Here is a 20,250-nt window from a genome sequence, read left to right on the forward strand (position 1 = left end):
TCAGGTTATCGCACACCGCAGCGTGTCACCGCGGTCCGGGAGATCTCGTGCCCGGCGTCGGCCCCAGGACGCGGACGGACCCCTCCGGGTCCTGACCGTCGTCCTGCTCCCGGGCCTGGTACATGGCCGCGTCGGCGCGAGCGATCAGGTCCTCGATCGTGTGCGGGGTGTCGTGCTCGAAGATCGTCGCGCCCACCGTGAGCGCGAGCCGGTACGGCTGGCGGCTCGTGTCGTTGTGCCGGGCGACGTGCTCGCGCAGCCGGCTCGCCCACAGGTCGACGTCGGCGAGCCGGCTCGCCTCGGTCAGCAGCACGCAGAACTCGTCACCGCCGATGCGGCCCAGCACGTCGCGGCGGCGGATGTTGGCCCGCAGCAGCCGGGAGGTGCTTTCCAGGGCATGGTCACCGGCACCGTGACCGTAGGTGTCGTTGATCTTCTTGAGCCCGTCGAGATCGATGAAGAGCAGCACGCCTGGACGGCTCGCCCGCTCTGCCAGCGCCAGCTCGTTGCGAGCGGCGAGCAGGAACCCCCGGCGGTTGTTGACCCCGGTCAGCTCGTCGATCACCGAAAGCTGGCGGAGTTCCTCGGCCATCTCACGCTCGGCCGTGATGTCGGCGAAGGCGGTCAGCACGTAGCGAACCCGCCCGCCGTCGCGGATCGGCGTCGCCACCACCTGCAGCTGCCGACGCTGGGCATCCCGCTCGACCTCGATGTCGTCCGCGGTCACGACCTGACCCTGTCGCGCCAGCGTCGCCGGCAGCTGCTCGGCCGGGAACGGCTCGCCGGTGCCGCCGTGGAAGAGGTGCGGAAGTTCCCCCGGCACCTCGACCCGCCCCGGGTCGTAGCCGAGGATGCGGCCGGCCACCTGATTGACGTACACCGGGCGACCCGTGCCCGCGTCGCGGACGTCGACCCCGATCGGTATCGCCTCCAGGAACTGCTGGAGCCGCTCGTGCTCCCGGCGGCCGGCGTCGAGGATCTTCGTCAGCAGGTCGCCCACCCGCAGCATGAAGAGGATGAACATGACCGCCGAGGCGCACGAGAGCACGATCGGCTCGATGCGCTGCCCGTCGCGCACCGAGTCCACCACCAGCGCGGGCACCACCAGCCCGCAGAGACCGAGCGCGATCAGCCGTACGCGGCCGGCGACATCGGCCTGCTCGCGCTGCGCGGCGACGTCCCGCATCGCCGGATGGAGCGCGGCCACGCCCACGAAGAGGAACGACACCAGGTAGCCGAAGAACGGCAGGTCGCCGTCCCGTCCGACACCCTTGACCTGATGGAGCCCGTAGACGACGTCCGCGAGGAACAGCGCGGCGGCCCAGGCGGCGAGCGGCGCCAGTGCACGCCATGAGTTCCCGGCGCCGAAGAACAACCTGGTCGCCAGGAGGAAGAAGAGCATGTCCAGGAAGGGATAGACCCCCGCCAGCAACTGGGCGTACGGCGCCAGTTGCGTCGTGGTGAGCAGGGGTGCGACGACGAGTACGAAGTAGCCGCTGGTGAACGCGACGGTGACGATCAGGGCGTCGAGCAGCGCCGACCAGTCCCGGCCGGCCCGCCTGGCCCGGATGAGCCGCAGCAGCGCCAGTGCGTTGAGCACATAGGAGGTCAGGAAGATCTCCGTCGCGGGCGACGGGAAGGCGGTCGCTCTGCCTTCCGCGGCCGCTATGACGTACCAGCAGACGTTGCCGACCAGGTACGCCGCCTGTCCGGCGGCGAGCAGGTACCACGCGCTCGGGCAGGTGGGCCGGTTCATCCGGACCCCGACCAGGATCGCCACGACAGCGGCCAGGTTCGCGGCGGAGAACACGATCGCCTGCGCCAGGCTGTTGCTCACCACGGCATAGGCCGCGATGAACGCCGAAGACAGGGCTGCGTAGCCCATCCACATCCGGGTGCGGGCGGGCTGGTGCGGGACTGCGTTCCCGCCGGCGGCAGTGCCGGAGCTTGCGTCTGTGGACATGCCGACCGCCTCCGAACCGCAGCCTTCGCCCCCAGGATGCCCCAGGCAACTACTCAGGGCAAATGTTACCAAACGCGAACAATACGACATCGTTAAGGCAAGTGCCCGGCGGCCAGCCACGTGCGTGTCTCCGCTTCGGGCATGGGCGTGGCGAACAGGTAGCCCTGTCCATAGGTGCAGCCCGTGGCCGCGGACGCCTGCCGCTGGTGCTCGGTCTCGATGCCCTCCGCCACGATGTCGAGGCTCAACGCGCGGGTCAGCGTGACGATCCCCTCCACCAGATCACGCTGCCTTCGGGACGTGGTCAGTCCCCGGACGAACAGGCGGTCCAGCTTGACGATGTCGAGCGGGATCTGCCGCAGGTAGCCCAGGGCGGAGTACCCGGTGCCGAAGTCGTCGATGGCGACCCTGGCGCCCCTGCCCCGCAGCAGTTCGAGCGCATGCCACACCTTGTCGTCGTCGCGCAGGAGCATGCTCTCGGTGATCTCCAGGACGATGCGCTGCGCGGGCAGGCCCGTCTCGGCGAGCAGGCGCGTGACGGTCTCGGCGAAGTCGTCCGATCGCAGCTGCTGCGCCGATACGTTGACACTGACGTACGGGGCACGGACCTGCGCCCCGGCGGGCCACCGGCAGGCCGCCCGCATCGCTGTCGCGAGCACCCACTCCCCGATCGGCACTATCAGCCCCGATTCCTCCGCGAGCTCGATGAACTCGCCCGGTGGTAGCCGGCCGTAGGTCGGATGCTGCCAGCGCAGCAGGGCCTCGAACCCGACGGTGCGGCCGGTGCCGAGGGCCACGATCGGCTGGTACTCCAGGAACAGGGCGCCCTCCTCGGCCGCCCGGCCCAGGTCCCCCCGCAGTTCCGAGTGCCGAGCCTGATCGGTCATCGACGGCTCGTAGCGGCGCCACTGCCCGGCGCCGGCGGACTTCGCCGCCCGTAGTGCCAGGTTGGCATTGCGGAGCAGTTCGTGCGCGCTGCCGGCGTGCGCGGTGGTGGCGACCCCGATGCTCGCGCCGCAGACGACCACCGTCCCCCCACTGGTGTGGATGGGTGCGGCGAGCGAGCGGCACAGCCGGACCACGGTGCGCTCGACGTCTGCGGTGGTGGTGGCGTCCTGGATGAGTGCCGCGAATTCGTCGCCGCCGTACCGGGCGGCCATCTCGCGCTCGCCGACGGCGTCGCGAAGCCGCCGGCTCACCTCGTGGAGGACCTCGTCGCCGACGGCGTGGCCGAAACTGTCGTTGACGGACCCGAAGTCGTCGAGATCGATGAGCAGGACGGCGGTGAGCCCGGCGTTCGGGGCGACGGCATGCTCGGTGCGCTCGGCGAACAGCACCCGGTTGGGCAGACCGGTCAGGGAGTCGTGGAACATGCGCTCGGTCAGGTCGTGTTCCAGGCGGCGCTGGGCGGTCACGTCGTGCATGGTGAGCGTGACGTCGCGGGCCGCGTCCCCCGGCCGCAGCTCCCGGCAGGACACCTCGACCACGGGCGCCCGTCCGTCCAGCGCTTGGATGGTCCAGTCCGCGCGACTCTCCGCCGAACCGGCGGCGCCGGCGCGCACGTGCCGCAGGAGGAACTCGGCCGCCGGTCGTTGCGCGGGTTCGACGAAGTCCAGCAGCTTCACATGGCGGAGCGCGGACGTGCCGAACACGTTGCGGGCCGACGGGCTCGCGTACCGGATGCAGTCATCCCCGTCGACGATCAACACCACGTCGTGGGTCTGCTCCATCAGCGCTTCGATCTCACGGAAGTTGCGATAGCGGCTCACCTCGGCGGCCAGCCGGATCCGCTCCATCGCGAGCGCGGCCTGCGCCGACATGACCTCGAGGACCGGCCGCAGGTGCGGCATCGCCGCGGTGTGCCGGTCCACGAGCAGGATGCCCACGTTCCCCACCCCGGGCGCACTCACCTCTATCGGCAGGAGCGCGCCGGGTTCGTCCCCGTCCTGGCCGCCGGCGGTGTCCTCCAGCAGCCGGATGCGCAGTTCGTGTGCCGAGCCGGGTGCGGTGAGCCGGCTGACGGCACGGTCCAGCGCCGCGACGACGTCCTCGGCGCCCGCAGCCACGGCGAGTTCGGCGGCGGCATCGCGCAGCGTTCGGTCGACCTCAGCCCGTTCGGGCAGCGGTGAGTCCATGTCACGCATGTCGGCGGTCATCCTCGCCGCCGCGGGCTGTCCGGTCGCGTCTCAGACGGCCAGAGCGCCGTCAGCCGGGCTGCGGTCGGCGGCTGATCGAGCCGAGACCTTGCCCAGGGCACGTCCCGCCGCTGCGGCGAGCCGTTCGAGGACGGCCACCTCCTCACTGCTGGCCTGGTGCAGGTCTGCCCAGTAGGCGCCGATCGCGCCGACCGGCGATCCGGCCACCCGGATCGGCACCATGAGCAGGCTCCGCACGAACGTCGGGCGATAGGCGGCCTGCGGGATCCGGCTGTCGGTGCGGATGTCCCGGATCGCCACGGTCTGATCGTGGAGCATCGCCCACCCGCTGATGCACGACTCGGCCGGGAAGCGTTGGCCCTTCCACAGCGGGCTCATCGCATCCTCGTCCAGGTAGTGGCACTCGCCGTGGTCGAGCTGCACCACAGTCACCCCCTGGGCCTGCACTGCGGCACGAGCGCTGCAGCGCAGGACGGTCTGGACGTCCTCGGCGGTTTTCGCCTCGTCCAGCATGTCGATCGCCCAATCAATGGGACTGACCGAATTAATCTGCATTATCCGCCCCTCCCACTCTTGGCCTGGCAAATATAAATATACCGGCCGAATCTCCGCACTCGACCGGGTTCGTCGCCGACCACGGGCGTTCGTCGCGGTCCGCCCGCGCCTACGGGCCACGGGCGGACCGCGTCGTTGTCAGCCCAGGTGCCGGGAGAAGAAGCGCATCGCGTCCTCCGACTCGAACGCGGGCACCTCCCCGTGCCTGCCGGGGTTGGCGTGCAGCGTCTTGTCGGCCGAAGCGAACGCGTCGAACAGGGCGAGGCTCTCCTGCCGCGGCACGCGCTCGTCGTCCCACTGCATCACGAACTGCACCGGGACCGTGATCTGCGCGGCGGCCGCGGCCAGTCCCCGCGCGCCGAACAGGCCGAGCACCGCGGCACGGATGCGCGGCTCGGCGGCGACCAGCGGCACGCCCAACCCGCAGCCGAGTGACATCCCCAGATAGCCGACCGGGCCACGGCCGACGCAGTCGAGTTCGGCGACCGCGTCCAGGACCGCACGCCACTCCGGAACGGCCTGCTCGGCCAGCAGGGCGTGCAACCCGGCCACCAATGCGAACATGTGCTCGCCGGCAGCCGCGCGGGTCCGCATGTCGGTCAAGGCCTGCGCCAGTTCGGGAGTCTTGGGCCGGTCCCCGTGGCCCGGAGCGTCGACCGCCACCGCGGCATAGCCGCATTCGGCGGCGAAGCGGCGGGCGCCGGCCACGACAGGCGGCGCCGTCCTGTGCTGGCCGCCGCCGTGCCCCAGCAGGATCAGGGGCCGGTCACCGGCCGCTCCCTCCGGCGTCCACAGCACACCGGGGATCTCACCGAGGGTGAAGTGATGCTCGACGACGCCGTCCGACGACGCCGAGGAAGTGATGTTGAAGCCCATGGCGTACACCCCTTCGAGGTGCTCCGCGCGGGTGCTCCCTAGGCCATGCAGGGGAGGGAGTCCCGACTGGTCACTGTCGCTGTGTTGATCGGACTCACCTCCTCAGGTCATCGCGGTGCACGGCGCCGCCGAAGGTATCACGACGTACTCGGTTCACACCTCGCCGGTCGCCGCATAGACGATTGTCTTGACGGGACGTGTCGGGCACCGGAGACTTGAGCGGCGTCCGGAGAGCGCTCTCCCGGTCTCGGCACCCGCATCGGCGCGTCCACCACAGCCCCTGGAGGCAACCCATGAACCGTCGACGGCTCGCGCTGCGGCTGTGCGCCACCACGATCGCCGCCACCCTGCTCGCCGCCTCCGCCGGCGCCCCGGCGTCCGCGCTCACTCTCGGCAACACCGGCAGCGGCCGGCCGGCGCTGGCACTCGCCGGGACCAGGATGTACATCGCGTGGGCGGGCTCCTCCGGCGCCGCCGCCGCGAAGCAACTGGTCGTCGGCTACTCCACCAGCGCCGGCCTGCGCATCACCAAGGTGCCCGGGGCCGAGCGCGTGCCGCAGGGCGAGGGCGCCGCGCTCGACACCGACGGCACCGGCGTCTACGTCGCCTGGCCGGCCGGCGACAACGGCAACACGCTGACCGCCGCGTACACCACCGGCTCGGCGCTGACCTGCCGGACCGCCTTCACCGGGATCGTGTCCGCACACGCGCCCGCCCTCGCCTCCGATCCCGCCGGCGTACGCCACCTGGCCTGGACCGGCCCCGACGGCCGCCTCAACGTCGCCCGCCTCAACACCTCGGCATGCGCGGGTGGTGGAGCGATGACGCTGACCAACCGGGTGGTGCTGGCCGACACCAGCGTCGCCGGGCCGGCCCTCGTCTACGACGACAGCGGCAGCAGCAACCTGGGCCTGGTGCTGGCCTGGGCGTCCGGCGACGGCGCGCACAGCGTCCAGATCGGTTCGTTCACCGGGTCCGCGGCACTGGGCCACCGCTCGCAGGTCACCGCCGCGGTCGGCAGCACCGCCGCGCCCGGGCTGTCGTCGGCGACCGCCGACCTGTACGTCACCTTCCGCGGCGACAACGGCTCCGTCTTCTACGGATACTCCGAGGGCTGCATCCCGACCTGCTTCCACGCCAGCGACCTGGGCGAGCAGGCCGGCGCGGGCGTCGGGCAGCCGGCCGACGGCGACTACCGCTACTACACCTACTTCGACCTCACCGGGCACCTGGTCATCTCGCGCCTGTGACCGCCGAGCGCCACCGGGTCGGCGACGAGATGATGCCACCATCCGCACGGCGAGCCATTCCTCTTGCCCTGATCGCCCGCCTTCGATACCGTCCGGTGAGGTGCGGCGACCTTCTCGCTCATTACATGCCGCACCCGGTTGAGCCCCCTCCACAAGAGAGGCGCGACACATGGCATCCACCTCGAAACGCATCATCCGCACGGCACTGGCCGCCACCGCGGCAGTCGTGCTCCTCGCCGGGCTGACACCGGGCACGGCCTCCGCCGACGATCCGGACCCCCGCATCGGCCTCGGGCCGGGCTGGCTCGACGCGCAGACCGCGATCAGCAACCTCGAACACCTCGCCCACGTCGACAAGCCACCGGGCTTCGTCAACCCCGCGAATCCCGGCGACTTCGGGTTCGTCGCGTCGGACCTCGCGTTCACCGGCGACTACGCGATCATGGGCAACTTCAACGGGTTCAACGTCTTCGACGTCTCCGACCCGTCCGCGCCGTCGGTCGTGACGAGCGTCGTCTGCCCCGGCGGGCAGGGCGACGTGTCCGTCCACGGCGACCTGCTGTTCATGTCGGTCGAGGAGAGCCGGGCGCGCGTCGACTGCGGCACGAACCCCACCGTCGGCGAGCGCTTCCAGGGCGTGCGCGTGTTCGACATCAGCGACATCACCACACCGACGCAGGTCGCGGCCGTCCAGCTGTGCCGCGGCTCGCACACGCATTCCGTGGTGACCGATCCGGACGACCCCGCCAACGTGTACGTGTACGTGTCCGGCACCGCCGGGGTCCGACCGGCGGCGACGATGGCGGGCTGCAACAACAACCCGGCCAACGGCGAGAACCCGTCCCGGTGGCGCATCGACGTCATCAAGGTCCCGGTCGCCGATCCCGCCTCGGCGGCCGTCGTCAACGGTCCGCGGCTGTTCGCCGACCCCGCCACCGGCGCGATCGACGGGCTGCAGAACACGCCACCGGCCCCGACCCACCCGTCCGGTATGAACTGGGGTCCCACGCCCATCACCGACGCCTGCCACGACCTCACCGCCTATCCGGCACTCGGACTGGCGGTGGGCGCATGCGAGGGCAACGGCATCCTGATCGACATCTCCGACCCGGCCAACCCCGTCCGCCTGGACGAGGTCGCGGACCCCAACTTCGCCTACTGGCACTCGGCGACGCTGACCAACGACGGCAAGAAGGTCATCTTCACCGACGAGTGGGGCGGCGGCACGGCGGCCCGGTGCCGTCCGACCGACCAGGCCAGCTGGGGCGCGAACGCGGTCTTCGACATCGTCGACGGCAAGATGGAGTTCCGCAGCTACTACAAGCTGCCGGTGCCCCAGACGCTGACCGAGAACTGCGTCGCGCACAACGGTTCGCTCATCCCGGTGCCCGGCCGCGACATCATGGCCCAGGCCTGGTACCAGGGCGGCATCTCGCTGGTCGACTACACCGACTCGGCGCACCCGAAGGAGATCGGGTACTTCGACCGCGGCCCGATCTCGGCCACCGGGCTCGTCCTGGGCGGCATGTGGTCGGCGTACTGGTACAACGGCGAGGTCTACGGCAGCGAGATCGCGCGCGGGTTCGACGTCTTCGGCCTCAAGCCGAGCGCGCACCTGACCGCGGCGGAGATCGCCGCGGCCCGGCAGGTCCGGCTGACCGAGTTCAACGCCCAGAGCCAGCAGAAGATCACGTGGGCGCCGAGCTTCGCGGTCGCGCGGGCACGCTTCGACCAACTGGCCCGCACCTGCACCACGACCATCGACGGCAGCCACCGCGGCCCGCTGACGGTATCGGGCGTGACCTGCCTCGACGGCGCGACCGTCAGCGGCCCGGTCACCGTCCGCAGGGGTGCGACGCTGCTCGCGATCGACTCGACGATCTCCGGCCCGGTCTCGGCGTCGTCGGCCGCCGCGGTGCACGTCTACCACAGCACGGTGCGCGGTCCGCTGGCCGTCTCCGGCGCCACGGGCAGCGTGGCGGTGGTCGACTCGACGGTGCACGGCCCGGTCTCGCTGTCGGGCAACACGACGCCCGGCGTGGAGGCGATCATCGCGGGCAGCACGATCAACGGCCCGCTCGCGTGTTCCGGCAACTCCCCCGCACCGATCAACCTCGGTGCGGCCAACACGGTCCGGGGCCCTGCCGCCGGCCAGTGCGCCACGCTCGACTGAGCACGGCGCGAAACCTTCGCGGGGCGGCTCACCGGCGACGGCGGGCCGCCCCTTCCAGGTTTCGGGCAATATAGACAGCATGCCCGTACAGCTCAATCACACGATCGTCATGGCCACCGACCGCGACCGGACCGCGGACTTCCTGGTCGATCTGCTCGGCCTCGCACCGGCCGCGACCTACGGCCCGTTCCGGGTGGTCGGGCTGGCCAACGGTGTCTCGCTGGACGTCGTCAGGGCCGACGGTCCGATCCGCACCCAGCACTACGCGTTCCTGGTGACCGAGGACGAATTCGACCAGATCTGGACGCGGATCCGCGACCGCCGGCTGCCGTTCTGGGCCGACCCGTTCCACAGCCGACCGAACGAGATCAACCACAACGACGGCGGCCGCGGTCTCTACTGGGAAGACCTCGACGGGCACAACCTCGAGATCATCACGCGGCCCTACGGCGGCTGACCGACGCTCGCGGCGGGAGCCGTACATCGGTTAACGTCTTGAATCATGCTCGGATCCCGCCGCCTCGTCATCGCCGCCGTGGCCGCCGTCGTCGCGGCCGGTCTCGCGACGTACGCGGTCGTCATGCTGCCGGGCGGCGACACCGGCCCGGCCGAGGCCGGACCCACGCTCCGCGTCGTGCAGCCCGGCGCACCCGGCCAGTCCGCGCGCACACTCTCCCCCCAGGACGTCGCCCGGTTGTCCGCGCCGCCGCACAACGCGGCGGACACCGAGTTCATGCGCAGGATGATCCCGCACCACGGGCAGGCGCTGGAGATGACCGCGCTGGTCGCCGGGCGCAGCGAGAGCTCCGAGATCGCCCAGCTGGCGGCGCGGATCAAGATCTCGCAGCAGGACGAGATCGCGCTGATGGAACACTGGTTGACCGGCCGGCGGGAGGCGCTGCCGGCGCCGCACGCGAACCACGTCGGCCACGGCGAGCTGATGCCCGGCATGCTCGACCAGACCGACCTGACGCGCCTCGCGCAGGCGGAGGGCCCGGCGTTCGACAGGCTGTTCCTCGACTACATGATCCGGCACCACCAGGGCGCGGTGACGATGGTCGAACAGCTCTACCGGACCGGTGGCGGCATTGAACCGTCCAGCGACCGGCTGGCCCGTGACGTCAACGCCGACCAGCAGATCGAGATCCGGCGCATGAAGGAGATCCTCGCCAAGCTCGCGGCGTGAGGCACATCGAAGGTGTTGACATCCTGGAGATCGACCCTGTTTAGTAAGGAAAGTTACCTTACAGTTCGCGGCTTGGCCGCTCCCGAGCCCTGGAGTCTTCAGGGAGGACGCCGATGCTCCACACCCGACGGCGGATGCCGCTCGCCCTCGCCACTGCCCTCATCGCGCTGCTGGGCACCACGCTCGCCGTGATACCCGGCGGGTCGGCCCGGCGCGCCGAGGCCGCCCCCGCCACCTTCGCCCACCCCGGCGTGCTCGTCAGCCGCGCCCAGCTCGACTTCGTCCGCGGCAAGGTCAACAGCAACGCCCAGCCCTGGCGGCAGGCCTACGACCAGATGATGGGCAGCCGCTACGCCTCGCTGACCCGCGCCCCGAAGCCGCGCGCCGTGGTCGAGTGCGGCTCCTACTCCAATCCCAACCTCGGCTGCACCGACGAGCGTGAGGACGCGATCGCGGCGTACACCATGGCGCTGGCCTGGTACATCACCCGCGACAGCCGGTACGCCGAGAAGGCGATCCAGCTCATGGACGCCTGGTCGGCCGTGATCGTCGACCACACCAACAGCAACGCCCCACTGCAGACCGCCTGGGCCGGGTCCACCTGGCCGCGCGCCGCCGAGATCATCCGGTACACGTACACCGGCTGGCCCAACGCGACCCGGTTCGCCACCATGCTGCGCAACGTGTACCTGCCCGAGGTGGTCAACGGCAACACCACCAGCAACGGCAACTGGGACATGTCCATGATGGAGGCCGTCATCGGCATCGCGGTCTTCCTGGAGGACCGCACCGCCTACGACCGGGCCGTCACCAGGTTCCGCAACCGCATGCGCGCCTACTTCTACCTGGCCACCGACGGCGCCGTGCCGTACGGACCCGGCGGCGGCATCGACACCCCCAGCGAGATCATCAACTACTGGCAGGGGCAGAGCACCTTCGTCGACGGGCTGTCGCAGGAGACCTGCCGCGACTTCACGCACACCGGATACGGCATCTCCTCGGCCACCCACATCGCCGAGACCAGCCGCATCCAGGGCCAGGACCTCTACCCGGAGTTCACCGACCGGCTGCGCCACGCGCTGGGCTTCCATGCCAAGTACCAGCTCGGCACCGCCGCGCCGTCGTGGCTGTGCGGCGGCAGCCTGCACCTGGGCCTGGGCCCGATCACCGAGGTCGGCTTCAACGCGCTGAACTTCCGGCTCGGCATCGGCATGACCAACACCCAGACGCTCACCCTCAACCAGCGCCCCGCCGGCACCAACAACCTGTTCGTGGCCTGGGAGACGCTCACCCACGCCGCCAACCCGAACTGACCCGCCCGACCGCAGCGCCCCGGAGATTCGGGCCTTCCGGGTCTCCCGGGCGCTGCCCGGTCACCGGCCCGACGCCGGGCCGCGGTGAGGCGGCGACGTCACGCCCCGTAGGGCGACTCGATCTCCAAGTCGAAGTCGAGGCCGCGTTTCTGGAACCAGGTCAGCGGGTTCTGCACCGCGCCGTCGACATGCACCTCCAGGTGCAGGTGCGGGCTGCGGGACAGGCCGCTGTTGCCCAGCAGCCCGATCTCCGTGCCGGCGGCCACCTGCTGGCCGGCCTTGACCAGGACCTTGCTGGCGTGGGCGTACACGGTCTGCACGCCGTCGCCGTGGTCGACGATGACGGAGTAGCCGAACGCGCCGTTCCAGCCGGCCTGCACCACCGTGCCCGCATGCACCGCCGCGAATGGCGTGCCCTCGGGCAGGCCGGTCAGGTCAATGCCCGGGCGCGAGTCGCCGTGGCTGGTGCGCAGTTCGTACTCGTGCAGCGGCAGCACCCAGCCGTCGGCGGTGCTCGCCGCCAGGGTCGAGGCGCGCTCGTCGGCACGGTTGGCACGCTCGGCCGCATCGGCACGGGCGCTCAGCTCCGGGGATTGGGCATACGCGGCGACCTCACCCGCGGCGACATCGGGCTTCGCGTCGTCGATGGCCGCGCCGGTGCTGAGCGCAACGGCCCCCGCGCCGACCGCCGCGGTCGCGAGCACGGCCGCGTACCTTCGGCGGGAGGGAACCGGTGCGCGACGGCGACCTCGGTAGCGCTCGCTTTCCTTCAGCAGCTCTGGCCGGTAGGTCACGAACGCTCCGTAGCTGTCGGATGGTCTCCGGACGAGCCGGAGTCGGGTCAACCGTGATGCGACCACCAACGTAACGAGCCTCGGCGGCGCTGCCAAACACACAGGCGTCATCGGACGGCCACACACGGTGACGAACACGGTCGATGGCGCAGGCCCGACCACTCGCCGCTAGGCCGAGCCCGCCGGCACCGAAAGTGACGAACGTCTCCTGCCGACAGTCCAACCCGTGCGGCGGGTCGCCTTGCTCAGGATGCCGTCGCGCCGATATGCCAGATCCCGACCCGGTTGCCGTCGTACCCGCAGGCGAGCCGCTGACCGCTGTGGAAGCAGCGCTGCACCGTGGCCGGCAACGTGCCCAGCCCGACGAGCTGGGCGAAGCCGCATCGCCGCCCGGCCGGGACCGACCGGGCGCGATGCGGGCCGCTCAGCCTGCCGATTCAGGCGCCAGGCGGGCATGCGGTGTGTCGACACGGGAGTCCCGGCGCTGAGCCAGCGCGGCCCGGTACGCACGCACGTACCCGGCCGCCATCCGCTGGGCGCTGAAGCTGCGTACGACATGCTCACGGCACTGCACCGGATCGAGCACTGCGGCAGCGTGCAGCGCAGCGGGCAGATCGCTCGGCTGACTGCAGACCATTCCGGTGACGCCGTGCCGCACAACCTCGGGCACCGCACCGCCGCGCAGCGCCACCACGGGCGTGCCGCAGACCATCGCCTCGATCATCACCATGCCGAAGGGTTCCTCCCACTGCACGGGGAACAGCAGGCACCGGGCATTTGCCAGCAACTCACGCTTGAGTGTCGCGTCGGCGATGCCGATCATCTGGTCGTTCGGCCCGAGCAGCGGCTCCACCTGCTCGGCGTAGTACTTCTTCTCCGCCGGTTCGGCGCACTTGCCGGCCAGGATCAGGGGCAGCCCGGCCTCGTGCGCGGCGAGCACGGCGGTGTGCGCGCCCTTGTCGGCGTTGAACCGGCCCAGGAACAGGGCGTAGTCCTTCTTCTCGCGCTGGAACGGCCAGTCGGCCGGGCGCAGACCGTTGTGGACGGTGCCGATCCACCTCAGTTCCGGAGCCAGTGCGCGTTGCCGGGCGCTGATCGCCACCAGGGACAGGTCACGGTCCAGGGTCCGGTAGTAACCGCGCAGCTCCGAGTCGACCGGACCGTGCACGGTCGCGATCGTGGGCAGGCCCATCGCGTCGTACGCGGGGGCGTTGAGCGGCCCGGCGAACGTGTGGTCATGCACGACGTCGACCTCGCCCGCGGCGGCCAGCCTCTGCACCACCCGGCGGGTGAGCGTGGCGTAGATGATCTCGGGTCCGGGCTCGCCCAGCCGTTCCGGCACGGCCCGCTCCCATACCTGCCAGAACCTCGCCTTCGTGCCGTCCCGGCCGGCGCCGACCACGGTCACCTGGTGGCCGAGTTCGACCAGGGCATTGGACAGGTCCGCGAGAACCGCCTCGATCCCCCCGTAAGCGGCCGGTGGCACGTCGAAGTACGGCGGGGCGATCATCGCGATCTTGAGTGGGACCGTGTTGTCGGCGGGTGGATCGCACCACGCCCTCATAAGTGATCCGGGCGCATCGTCTCCGCCCTTCACCAGCATGTTCGTCACGGTCGAGCCAGTATCCCCGACCCGCGCAGATCATGCCGATGTGCCCGAGGATCACCCGATGGTGTCAGTTCCGCGGTGCGCCGGCCGTCAGACTTCGTCGTTGAGCACGCTGCTGACCCCGCGCAGCTGCGCCGCGTACGCCGAGGCGATGACGCCGGACGGGATGAGCCTGGTGAGCACGCGCAGCGGCGCGGGGACGGGCTTGTTGGTCCGCTCGCTCACCGCCCGGCGGGAGACCTTGCGCACCCGCGGCGCCCGCAGCCGCTCGTAGCGGCGCAGCGCGTCCGGAACCGACGCCGAAGTCTCACGCAGCACCCGGCTGAGCACCCACGCGTCCTCCAGTGCTTGGTTGGCCCCCTGTGCCTGGGTGGGCGGGAAGGCGTGCGCGGCATCGCCGAGCAGCGTCGCGCCGCCGCGTCCCCACTGATCCGGGATGCGGTGCGTCACGTGCCGGAACGATTCCAGGTCGGCGTCGCGGACCTGTGCCAGCAGCGCGGAGACGAGCGGGCCGTAGCCGGTGAACCGCTCGGCGAGCGCGGCGGCGGGTGAGCCCGTCAGGGGGCTCGGCACGTCGAACCACCACTGCAGGAGCCCGTCGCCCGAGGGCAGCATGCCGACCAGCCCGGCCGGCCCGACGACGCAGACCCCGGTCGCGCTCGCGGCGAGTTCGGGCAGCACCGGGGTCAGGCCCTGCCAGGTGGTCCACTCGTTCTCGACGGCGGGGGTCGGGTCGAGGACCGCGCGGCGCACGGCGGAGCGGTGGCCGTCCGCGCCCACCACCACGTCGGCCACGTGGCGGTCGCCGGTGGCGTCGGTGACGGTCACGCCGTCGGGGCGGACCTCGACGTCGACGAGCTCGCGGGAGAACTCGACGTCCACGCCCCGCGCGAGGTGCTCGACGAGCCGGGCGCGGGGCGTGCTCACGACCGGGAAGCCGGTGCGGCGGGCGACGGCCGCGAGGTCGGCGGTGACCATGGTCGCCCCGTTTGCGGTGTCGAACCGCAGCACGTCGAGCCGTCCGCCGAAGCCGTCGAGGGGCGCGCCGAGTCCGGCGAGCGCAGCGGCGCCGTTGCTGAAGATCGTGACGGCCGCCCCGCCGGTCCGCAGCGCGGGGGCGGACTCCAGCACGCGCACCCGGTGGCCCGCGCCGAGCAGGCCGCGGGCCAGGGCCAGGCCGCCGATGCCGCCACCGGCGATCAAGATCTCCACGAAAGTCCTCCGAGACACCGTTCACTACGTACGTTGTACAACGCATGGTGCCATAGGATGGCCGGGTGCCACCACCCAACGAACAGCGGCGGGCGCAGCTCGCGGACGCCGCCATCGAGCTGCTCGTCGAATCCGGGGTCCACGGGGTCACCCACCGGGCCGTCGACCGCCGGGCCGGGCTGCCGGCCGGCACCGCGTCGAACTACTTCCGCTCCCGCGAGGCCCTGCTCGTCGCGACGGCCCGGCGGGTGATCGAGCAGCATCAGGCCGACATGGCGCAAGCCGCGCGGAGCGCGACCGTTCCGGACCCCGCGGCCCACGCCGGCGGCCTCGACGGCCGCGCGCTCGCGATCGAGCTGATCGCGGGTTCGCTCCTGCTCGCCGGGGGCCCGCACCGCAACCGGTATCTCGCTATCTATGAGCTGCGCCTGGAAAGCCTGCGCCGGCCCGCGCTGTCGGCGGCGATCGACGAGCTCATGGCCGCGATGGCCGCCTTCACCGGTGACCACCACGCCGAGGTGGGCTTGGCCATCCCGCCGGCCGCGATCCCGGCGCTGCTGGTGATGTACGGCGGGGCGCTCTTCGCGCTGGTGACCGGCCCGGTCGAGCTGGTGACGCCGGAGGCGGTCCGGCCGCTCGCCGTCGCCGTCGTCGACGGAGGTCTGGCCGCCGGCCGCGACGCCGGCGTCTCAGCACAGTGAGGCCCCGGTGCCCGTACACGGCGGTCCCCGGATCACCGGGGACCGCCGTGGGCTCGCGCGGTCAGCCGGTGGGGAAGCTGTCCGCGGTGCGGATCCGGTCGCGCACCCAGACCCCGGCGGGCTTTAGCCTGCTGGTTCCGGCGTAGGGGCCGGTGCCGCAGGTCCCCGTCGTGAAGACGGCCCCGGTGCGGAAGTCGTCGCTGAAGTTCCAGTTCGTCCAGCTGATCTTTTTCGCGGCCATCAGGTCGAGGTACGCCTGTGCCTGGGTGAAGTTGTTCGGGCCGTCGCCGGAGGCCTCCTGGGTGCCGAACTCGGTGACGAACATCGGGATCTGGTCCGCCGCCCGCGACAGCGCGTTGAGATAGCTGCTGCCGTGGGAGGCGGCATAGAAGTGGAAGGTGTACATGATGTTGGTCGCGTTCACCTTGTTGTTGATGACTTCGGTCTCGCCGGCCCCGTCGGACAGGCCGAGAGACGACCAGGCCCGGGTGCCGACCAGCACGACCGCGTCGGAGTCGATGGCGCGGATGGTCGGGATGATCTGCTCGGCGTAGCTCTTGATCGCGGCCCAGCCGACGCCGTTGGGCTCGTTGGCCACCTCGTACAGGATGTTGGTCTTGGCGGCGTGCCGCTGGGCGATCGCGGTGAAGAAGGTGCGGGCGCGGGCCAGGTTGTAGTTCGGGTCGCCCGGGGTGAGCATGTGCCAGTCCACGATGACGTACATGCCGCGGGCGGTGGCCTGCTCGATGTAGCCGTGCACCCGGTCGGTGAACAGCTGCGGGTTGGTCTCGTAGCCGTCCTCCTGGATGTACATCGACACCCGCAGCACGTCGGCGTTCCAGTCGGTGGCGAGGGCGTTGAGCGAGGCGTCGTTGACGCACTGTGGATACCACTGGATGCCGTGCGTCGACATGCCGCGCAGCTGGATCGGCTGGTTGTACCGGTTGCACAACTTCACGCCGCAGACCCGCAGCTGCCCGTTGATCGCGACCGGCGTCGTGCCTGTGGGCGGGCTGGGCGAGGCCGACGGGCTGGGCGGCACGGAGGGGCCGGTGCCGTAGACGTCGAACTCCCACAGCGAGTATCCCCACTGGGTCGCCCGCGCGGTGCCGTACACCCGCACGTAGCGGCCGTTGGCGGTCAGCCCGGTGATCGAGTCCGTGCCGCCGTTGCCGCTGGCCGTGCTGTAGACACTGGTCCAGGCGTTGCCGTCGGTGGAGACCTCGATCCGGTACGCGGTCGCGTAGGCCGCCTCCCAGTTCAGTTCCACCCGGCTGATCGCCGACGGCGCGCCCAGGTCGACGCGCAGCCACTGCGGGTCGACACCGGCCGCGCTGGCCCACCGGGTCGTGGTGCTGCCGTCGACGGCGTTGCCGGCCGGCAGGGTGGCGTCCTCGACCGACGACGCGGTCGCGGGCTTGCCGCGCGACAGCAGCGTCTGCGTCGGCGCAGTGCTCACCTCGACGTCGAGGTAGTCGAGGTTCGCGGTGCCCTGCGCGGTGGTCGCCGCCACCCGGACGGTGTTGGTCCCGGCCGCGAGGAGCGCGGTGACGGTCTTGTCGGTCCAGGTGGTCCACGCGCTGGTGGCGTTGAAGGCGCCGGCGGCGGACACGACGGCGCCGTTGACGATGATGTCGGCGGGCCGGTTGGCCCCGCTGCCGTTGGCGTACCGGATGGTCAGGGTCGCGTTCGCGGCGCTGGGCAGGGTGACCGTCCACTGCACCGCCGAGCCGGTCACATTGTCGGTGTTGACGAACCCCGAGCCGGAATACCCGGAGTGGTTGGACTCCACCACGCCCTGCGCGATGGTCGCCGACTCCGCCTCGTAGCGGGTCGGCGCGGCCCACGCCGGCAGGGTCGCGCCGACGGCGAGGGCGGCCAGCGTCACCAGTGACGCGACGGTGGCCGCGCGCCAGGACCTGCTGATGATCTTCATGTACGAACTCCTTGCTGTCGTCGGGGTGCGGGCCCGTGTCAGGTCGCCACGGGCCCGCACCGGTCAGGACGCGAAGCGCAGCCGCACGATGACGTTGTTGAGCACCGTCGGCGTGCCGCCGTTCATGTCGTTGTTGGTCGAGGTGAGCCAGAGCCCGCCGTCGGGCGTCTTGACCACGGTGCGCAGCCGGCCCCAGGAACCGTTGAAGAACGCCCGGGGCGTGTCGGTGGTGTTCCCGGTGATCCGCATGACCCACAGCCGGGTGCCGCGCACGGCGGCCATGTAGATCCAGTCGTTGACGATCTCCAGGCCGCTCGGCGACGCGGACGCGGTGCTCCACGTGCGCACCGGGTTGACGAAGCTCGGGTTGCTGCAGGTGCCTTCGCAGGTCGGCCAGCCGTAGTTGGAGCCCGCGGTGATGATGTTGAGCTCGTCCCAGGTGTTGTCGCCGAACTCCGAGGACCACAGCCGGCCCTGGGAGTCCCAGGCCAGGCCCTGCGGGTTGCGGTGGCCCCAGCTGTAGACCCGGGTGCCGAACGGGTTGCCCGGCGCGGCCGCCCCGGTGGTGGTGACCCGCAGGATCTTGCCGTTGAGCGAGCTGAGGTTCTGCGCCCGGCTGCTGTCCTGCCCGTCGCCGGTGGTGACGTAGACGTATCCGTCGGGGCCGAACTTGACCCGGCCGCCGTTGTGGAACCGGTTCTTGGCGATGCCGGTGACCAGCGCCTCGCGCGGGCCGATGGTCCCGTTCTCGAACTTGAACCGGACGAGGCGGTTGTCCGACGCGGCGGTGTGGAACGCGTACACCCAGTGGTCGGTGGCGAAGTTCGGGCCGACGGCCAGGCCGAGCAGACCGCCCTCGCCGGTGGTGGTGACCGCCTCGGTGATGGTGCCGACGACGGTCTTCTGCCCGGCCAGGGTCACCCGGACGATCTCGAACCGGTCCCGCTCGGCGACCAGCGCGCTGCCGTCGGGCAGGAAGGCGATGCCCCACGGCAGGTCGAGCTGGGTGTTGACGTTGCGGTCGAAGACCGGGTCGCCGCCGCCGGCCTGCGTCGAGGTGGTCACCGCCAGCACCGGGCCGGCCGGCGACGTGTTGCCGTTGGCGTCATAGGCCAGCACCGTGTACTGGTACGTCGTCGCGGGTGTCAGGCCGGTGTCCGACGCGGTCAGGTCGGGCACGTCGGCGATCTGGACACCGTTGCGCGACACCCGGTAGCCCCGCACGCCGACGTTGTCGGTGGCGGCGTTCCAGGCCAGCGTCACCGTGCTCGCGGTGACGCCGGTGGCGCGCAGGTTGGCCGGGGTGGTCGGCGGCTGGGTGTCGGTGCTGGACGGGGTGGTCACCGCGAGGTTGTTGCTGCCCTGCGACGGGTTTCCCGCCGCGTCGTAGGCCAGCACGCTGAAGACGTACGACGTGTTGGGCTGCAGGGTCAGGGTGGCGGTGAGGATGTTTCCGCCGACCTCGGCGACCACGTTGCCGCCGTTGTAGACGACGTACCGGGCGACGCCGACGTTGTCGGTGGCGGCGTTCCAGGCCAGGTCGACGCCGGTGGGCCGGACCTCGCCGACGACCCGCAGGCTGCCGGGCGCGGTGGGCGGCTGGCTGTCCGACGGTGCCGTGACCCGCAGCCGATCCAGGTTCGGTCCGCCGTTGACGGTCGTCGCCGCGGCCCGGATGGTGTTGGTTCCGGCGGTCAGGCTGGCCGTGATCGTCTTGTCGACCCAGGTGGGCCAGGCGCCGGTGCCGGGAAAGGACAGTCCGGGTGCGGCGGGGCTGCCGTTGACGGTTATGTCCATGGGCCGGTCGATGGTGGTGCCGTTGGCATACCGCAGCGTCAGCGGGTAGTTGCCGGCGGCGGTGACCGACACGGTGAACTGCACGTACGACCCGGTCACGTTGTCGTAGTTGACGAATCCGGTGCCGGTGTAGCCGGCGTGGTTGGACTCGACCAGGCCCTGCGAGATCGTGGCGCTCTCGGCCTGGTAGTCGGTGAACGCGGGCGGCGGCCCGGCGGCCAGGTTCCACTGCTGGCTGGTCAGCCCCGCGACGCAGGTCCAGATGTGCAGCTTGGCGGCGTCGGCGGTGCTGCCGCCGACCACGTCGAGGCACTTGCCGGTGACCGGGTTGACCAGCGTGCGAGCGGTGCTGCTGTAGGCCCACTGCTGGTTGGGGTTCGTCGCCGAGCAGTCCCAGATCTGCACCTTGGTGCCGTTGGCGTTGACGCCGCCGGCGACGTCGAGGCACTTGCCGCCCAGCGCGCGGACGGTGCCGTCGGTGCCGACGGTCCAGGTCTGCGCGGCCGTGGCGTTGCAGGTGTAGATCTGCACCTGGGTGCCGTTGACGGTGCTGGCGGACGGGATGTCGACGCATTTGCCGGACGCGACGCCGGTGATCGGGCCGACGGTGTCGGCCGCGGCGGGGGCTGCCACGGCGATCTCGACGGTGACGGCGACCAGTAGCGCGGTGGCGAGCAGGGCGAGACGCCTGAGCGGCGGTGAGTTCATCGGGGGGCTCCGTTCCTGGCG

The 20,250-nt window shown here is 71.1% G+C and carries 15 protein-coding genes and 1 pseudogene; 6 read left to right on the plus strand and 10 right to left on the minus strand.

Annotated elements, in window-relative coordinates:
* Positions 1–25: 25 nt before the first annotated feature.
* From HAV39_RS06395 to HAV39_RS06410, 4 genes are all read right to left on the minus strand, one after another.
* Positions 26–1,963 (minus strand): sensor domain-containing diguanylate cyclase, encoded by a 1,938-nt coding sequence (locus tag HAV39_RS06395; protein WP_191838243.1) that lies wholly within the window; start codon positions 1,961–1,963, stop codon positions 26–28.
* Between the two features lie 92 nt (positions 1,964–2,055).
* Positions 2,056–4,107, minus strand: a complete 2,052-nt coding sequence (locus HAV39_RS06400) for a putative bifunctional diguanylate cyclase/phosphodiesterase (protein ID WP_191838244.1) — start codon at positions 4,105–4,107, stop codon at positions 2,056–2,058.
* 42 nt (positions 4,108–4,149) lie between these two features.
* Positions 4,150–4,632 (minus strand): GAF domain-containing protein, encoded by a 483-nt coding sequence (locus HAV39_RS06405; RefSeq protein ID WP_203736185.1) that lies wholly within the window; start codon positions 4,630–4,632, stop codon positions 4,150–4,152.
* Positions 4,633–4,812: 180 nt separating this feature from the next.
* A complete protein-coding gene (locus HAV39_RS06410; RefSeq protein ID WP_191838246.1) occupies positions 4,813–5,550 on the minus strand; it encodes a dienelactone hydrolase family protein in 738 nt (245 codons plus the stop codon).
* Positions 5,551–5,843: 293 nt separating this feature from the next.
* Here HAV39_RS06410 and HAV39_RS06415 point away from each other — a divergent pair, with 293 nt between their 5' ends.
* The 5 genes from HAV39_RS06415 to HAV39_RS06435 all read left to right on the plus strand — a co-directional run bounded on the left by HAV39_RS06415 (position 5,844) and on the right by HAV39_RS06435 (position 11,472).
* A complete protein-coding gene (locus HAV39_RS06415; protein WP_191838247.1) occupies positions 5,844–6,800 on the plus strand; it encodes a hypothetical protein in 957 nt (318 codons plus the stop codon).
* A gap of 169 nt (positions 6,801–6,969) precedes the next feature.
* Positions 6,970–8,973, plus strand: a complete 2,004-nt coding sequence (locus tag HAV39_RS06420; RefSeq protein WP_191838248.1) for an LVIVD repeat-containing protein — start codon at positions 6,970–6,972, stop codon at positions 8,971–8,973.
* Positions 8,974–9,052: 79 nt separating this feature from the next.
* Positions 9,053–9,430 (plus strand): VOC family protein, encoded by a 378-nt coding sequence (locus HAV39_RS06425; protein ID WP_191838249.1) that lies wholly within the window; start codon positions 9,053–9,055, stop codon positions 9,428–9,430.
* Positions 9,431–9,475: 45 nt separating this feature from the next.
* Entirely contained in the window at positions 9,476–10,159 is a 684-nt protein-coding gene (locus HAV39_RS06430) for a DUF305 domain-containing protein (protein ID WP_191838250.1), read from the plus strand.
* Positions 10,160–10,272: 113 nt separating this feature from the next.
* Positions 10,273–11,472, plus strand: a complete 1,200-nt coding sequence (locus HAV39_RS06435) for an alginate lyase family protein (RefSeq protein WP_191838251.1) — start codon at positions 10,273–10,275, stop codon at positions 11,470–11,472.
* 98 nt (positions 11,473–11,570) lie between these two features.
* Here the strand turns inward: HAV39_RS06435 and HAV39_RS06440 are convergent, their stop codons facing one another.
* The 3 genes from HAV39_RS06440 to HAV39_RS06450 all read right to left on the minus strand — a co-directional run bounded on the left by HAV39_RS06440 (position 11,571) and on the right by HAV39_RS06450 (position 15,087).
* Positions 11,571–12,176 (minus strand): M23 family metallopeptidase, encoded by a 606-nt coding sequence (locus tag HAV39_RS06440; RefSeq protein ID WP_373311706.1) that lies wholly within the window; start codon positions 12,174–12,176, stop codon positions 11,571–11,573.
* A gap of 514 nt (positions 12,177–12,690) precedes the next feature.
* Entirely contained in the window at positions 12,691–13,830 is a 1,140-nt protein-coding gene (locus HAV39_RS06445) for a glycosyltransferase family 4 protein (RefSeq protein ID WP_223124398.1), read from the minus strand.
* Between the two features lie 135 nt (positions 13,831–13,965).
* On the minus strand, positions 13,966–15,087 hold the full coding sequence (locus HAV39_RS06450; RefSeq protein WP_191838252.1) for an FAD-dependent oxidoreductase: 1,122 nt from the start codon (positions 15,085–15,087) through the stop codon (positions 13,966–13,968).
* A gap of 65 nt (positions 15,088–15,152) precedes the next feature.
* Here HAV39_RS06450 and HAV39_RS06455 point away from each other — a divergent pair, with 65 nt between their 5' ends.
* On the plus strand, positions 15,153–15,788 hold the full coding sequence (locus HAV39_RS06455; RefSeq protein WP_191838253.1) for a TetR/AcrR family transcriptional regulator: 636 nt from the start codon (positions 15,153–15,155) through the stop codon (positions 15,786–15,788).
* Positions 15,789–15,849: 61 nt separating this feature from the next.
* On the opposite strand, the gene HAV39_RS06460 is transcribed toward HAV39_RS06455, so the two are convergent.
* The 3 genes and pseudogenes from HAV39_RS06460 to HAV39_RS06465 all read right to left on the minus strand — a co-directional run bounded on the left by HAV39_RS06460 (position 15,850) and on the right by HAV39_RS06465 (position 20,229).
* A complete protein-coding gene (locus HAV39_RS06460) occupies positions 15,850–17,247 on the minus strand; it encodes a cellulase family glycosylhydrolase (RefSeq protein ID WP_239120828.1) in 1,398 nt (465 codons plus the stop codon).
* 12 nt (positions 17,248–17,259) lie between these two features.
* Positions 17,260–17,724 (minus strand): annotated as a pseudogene (locus HAV39_RS42555) (CBM35 domain-containing protein); the annotation flags it as partial.
* A 63-nt stretch (positions 17,725–17,787) separates the two neighbouring features.
* The gene (locus HAV39_RS06465) at positions 17,788–20,229 is read right to left on the minus strand and encodes a PQQ-dependent sugar dehydrogenase (protein ID WP_191838255.1); all 2,442 of its coding nucleotides are present in this window, start codon (positions 20,227–20,229) and stop codon (positions 17,788–17,790) included.
* Positions 20,230–20,250 lie beyond the last annotated feature (21 nt).

The organism is Catellatospora chokoriensis (assembly GCF_011297315.1).
Taxonomy (GTDB): domain Bacteria; phylum Actinomycetota; class Actinomycetes; order Mycobacteriales; family Micromonosporaceae; genus Catellatospora; species Catellatospora citrea.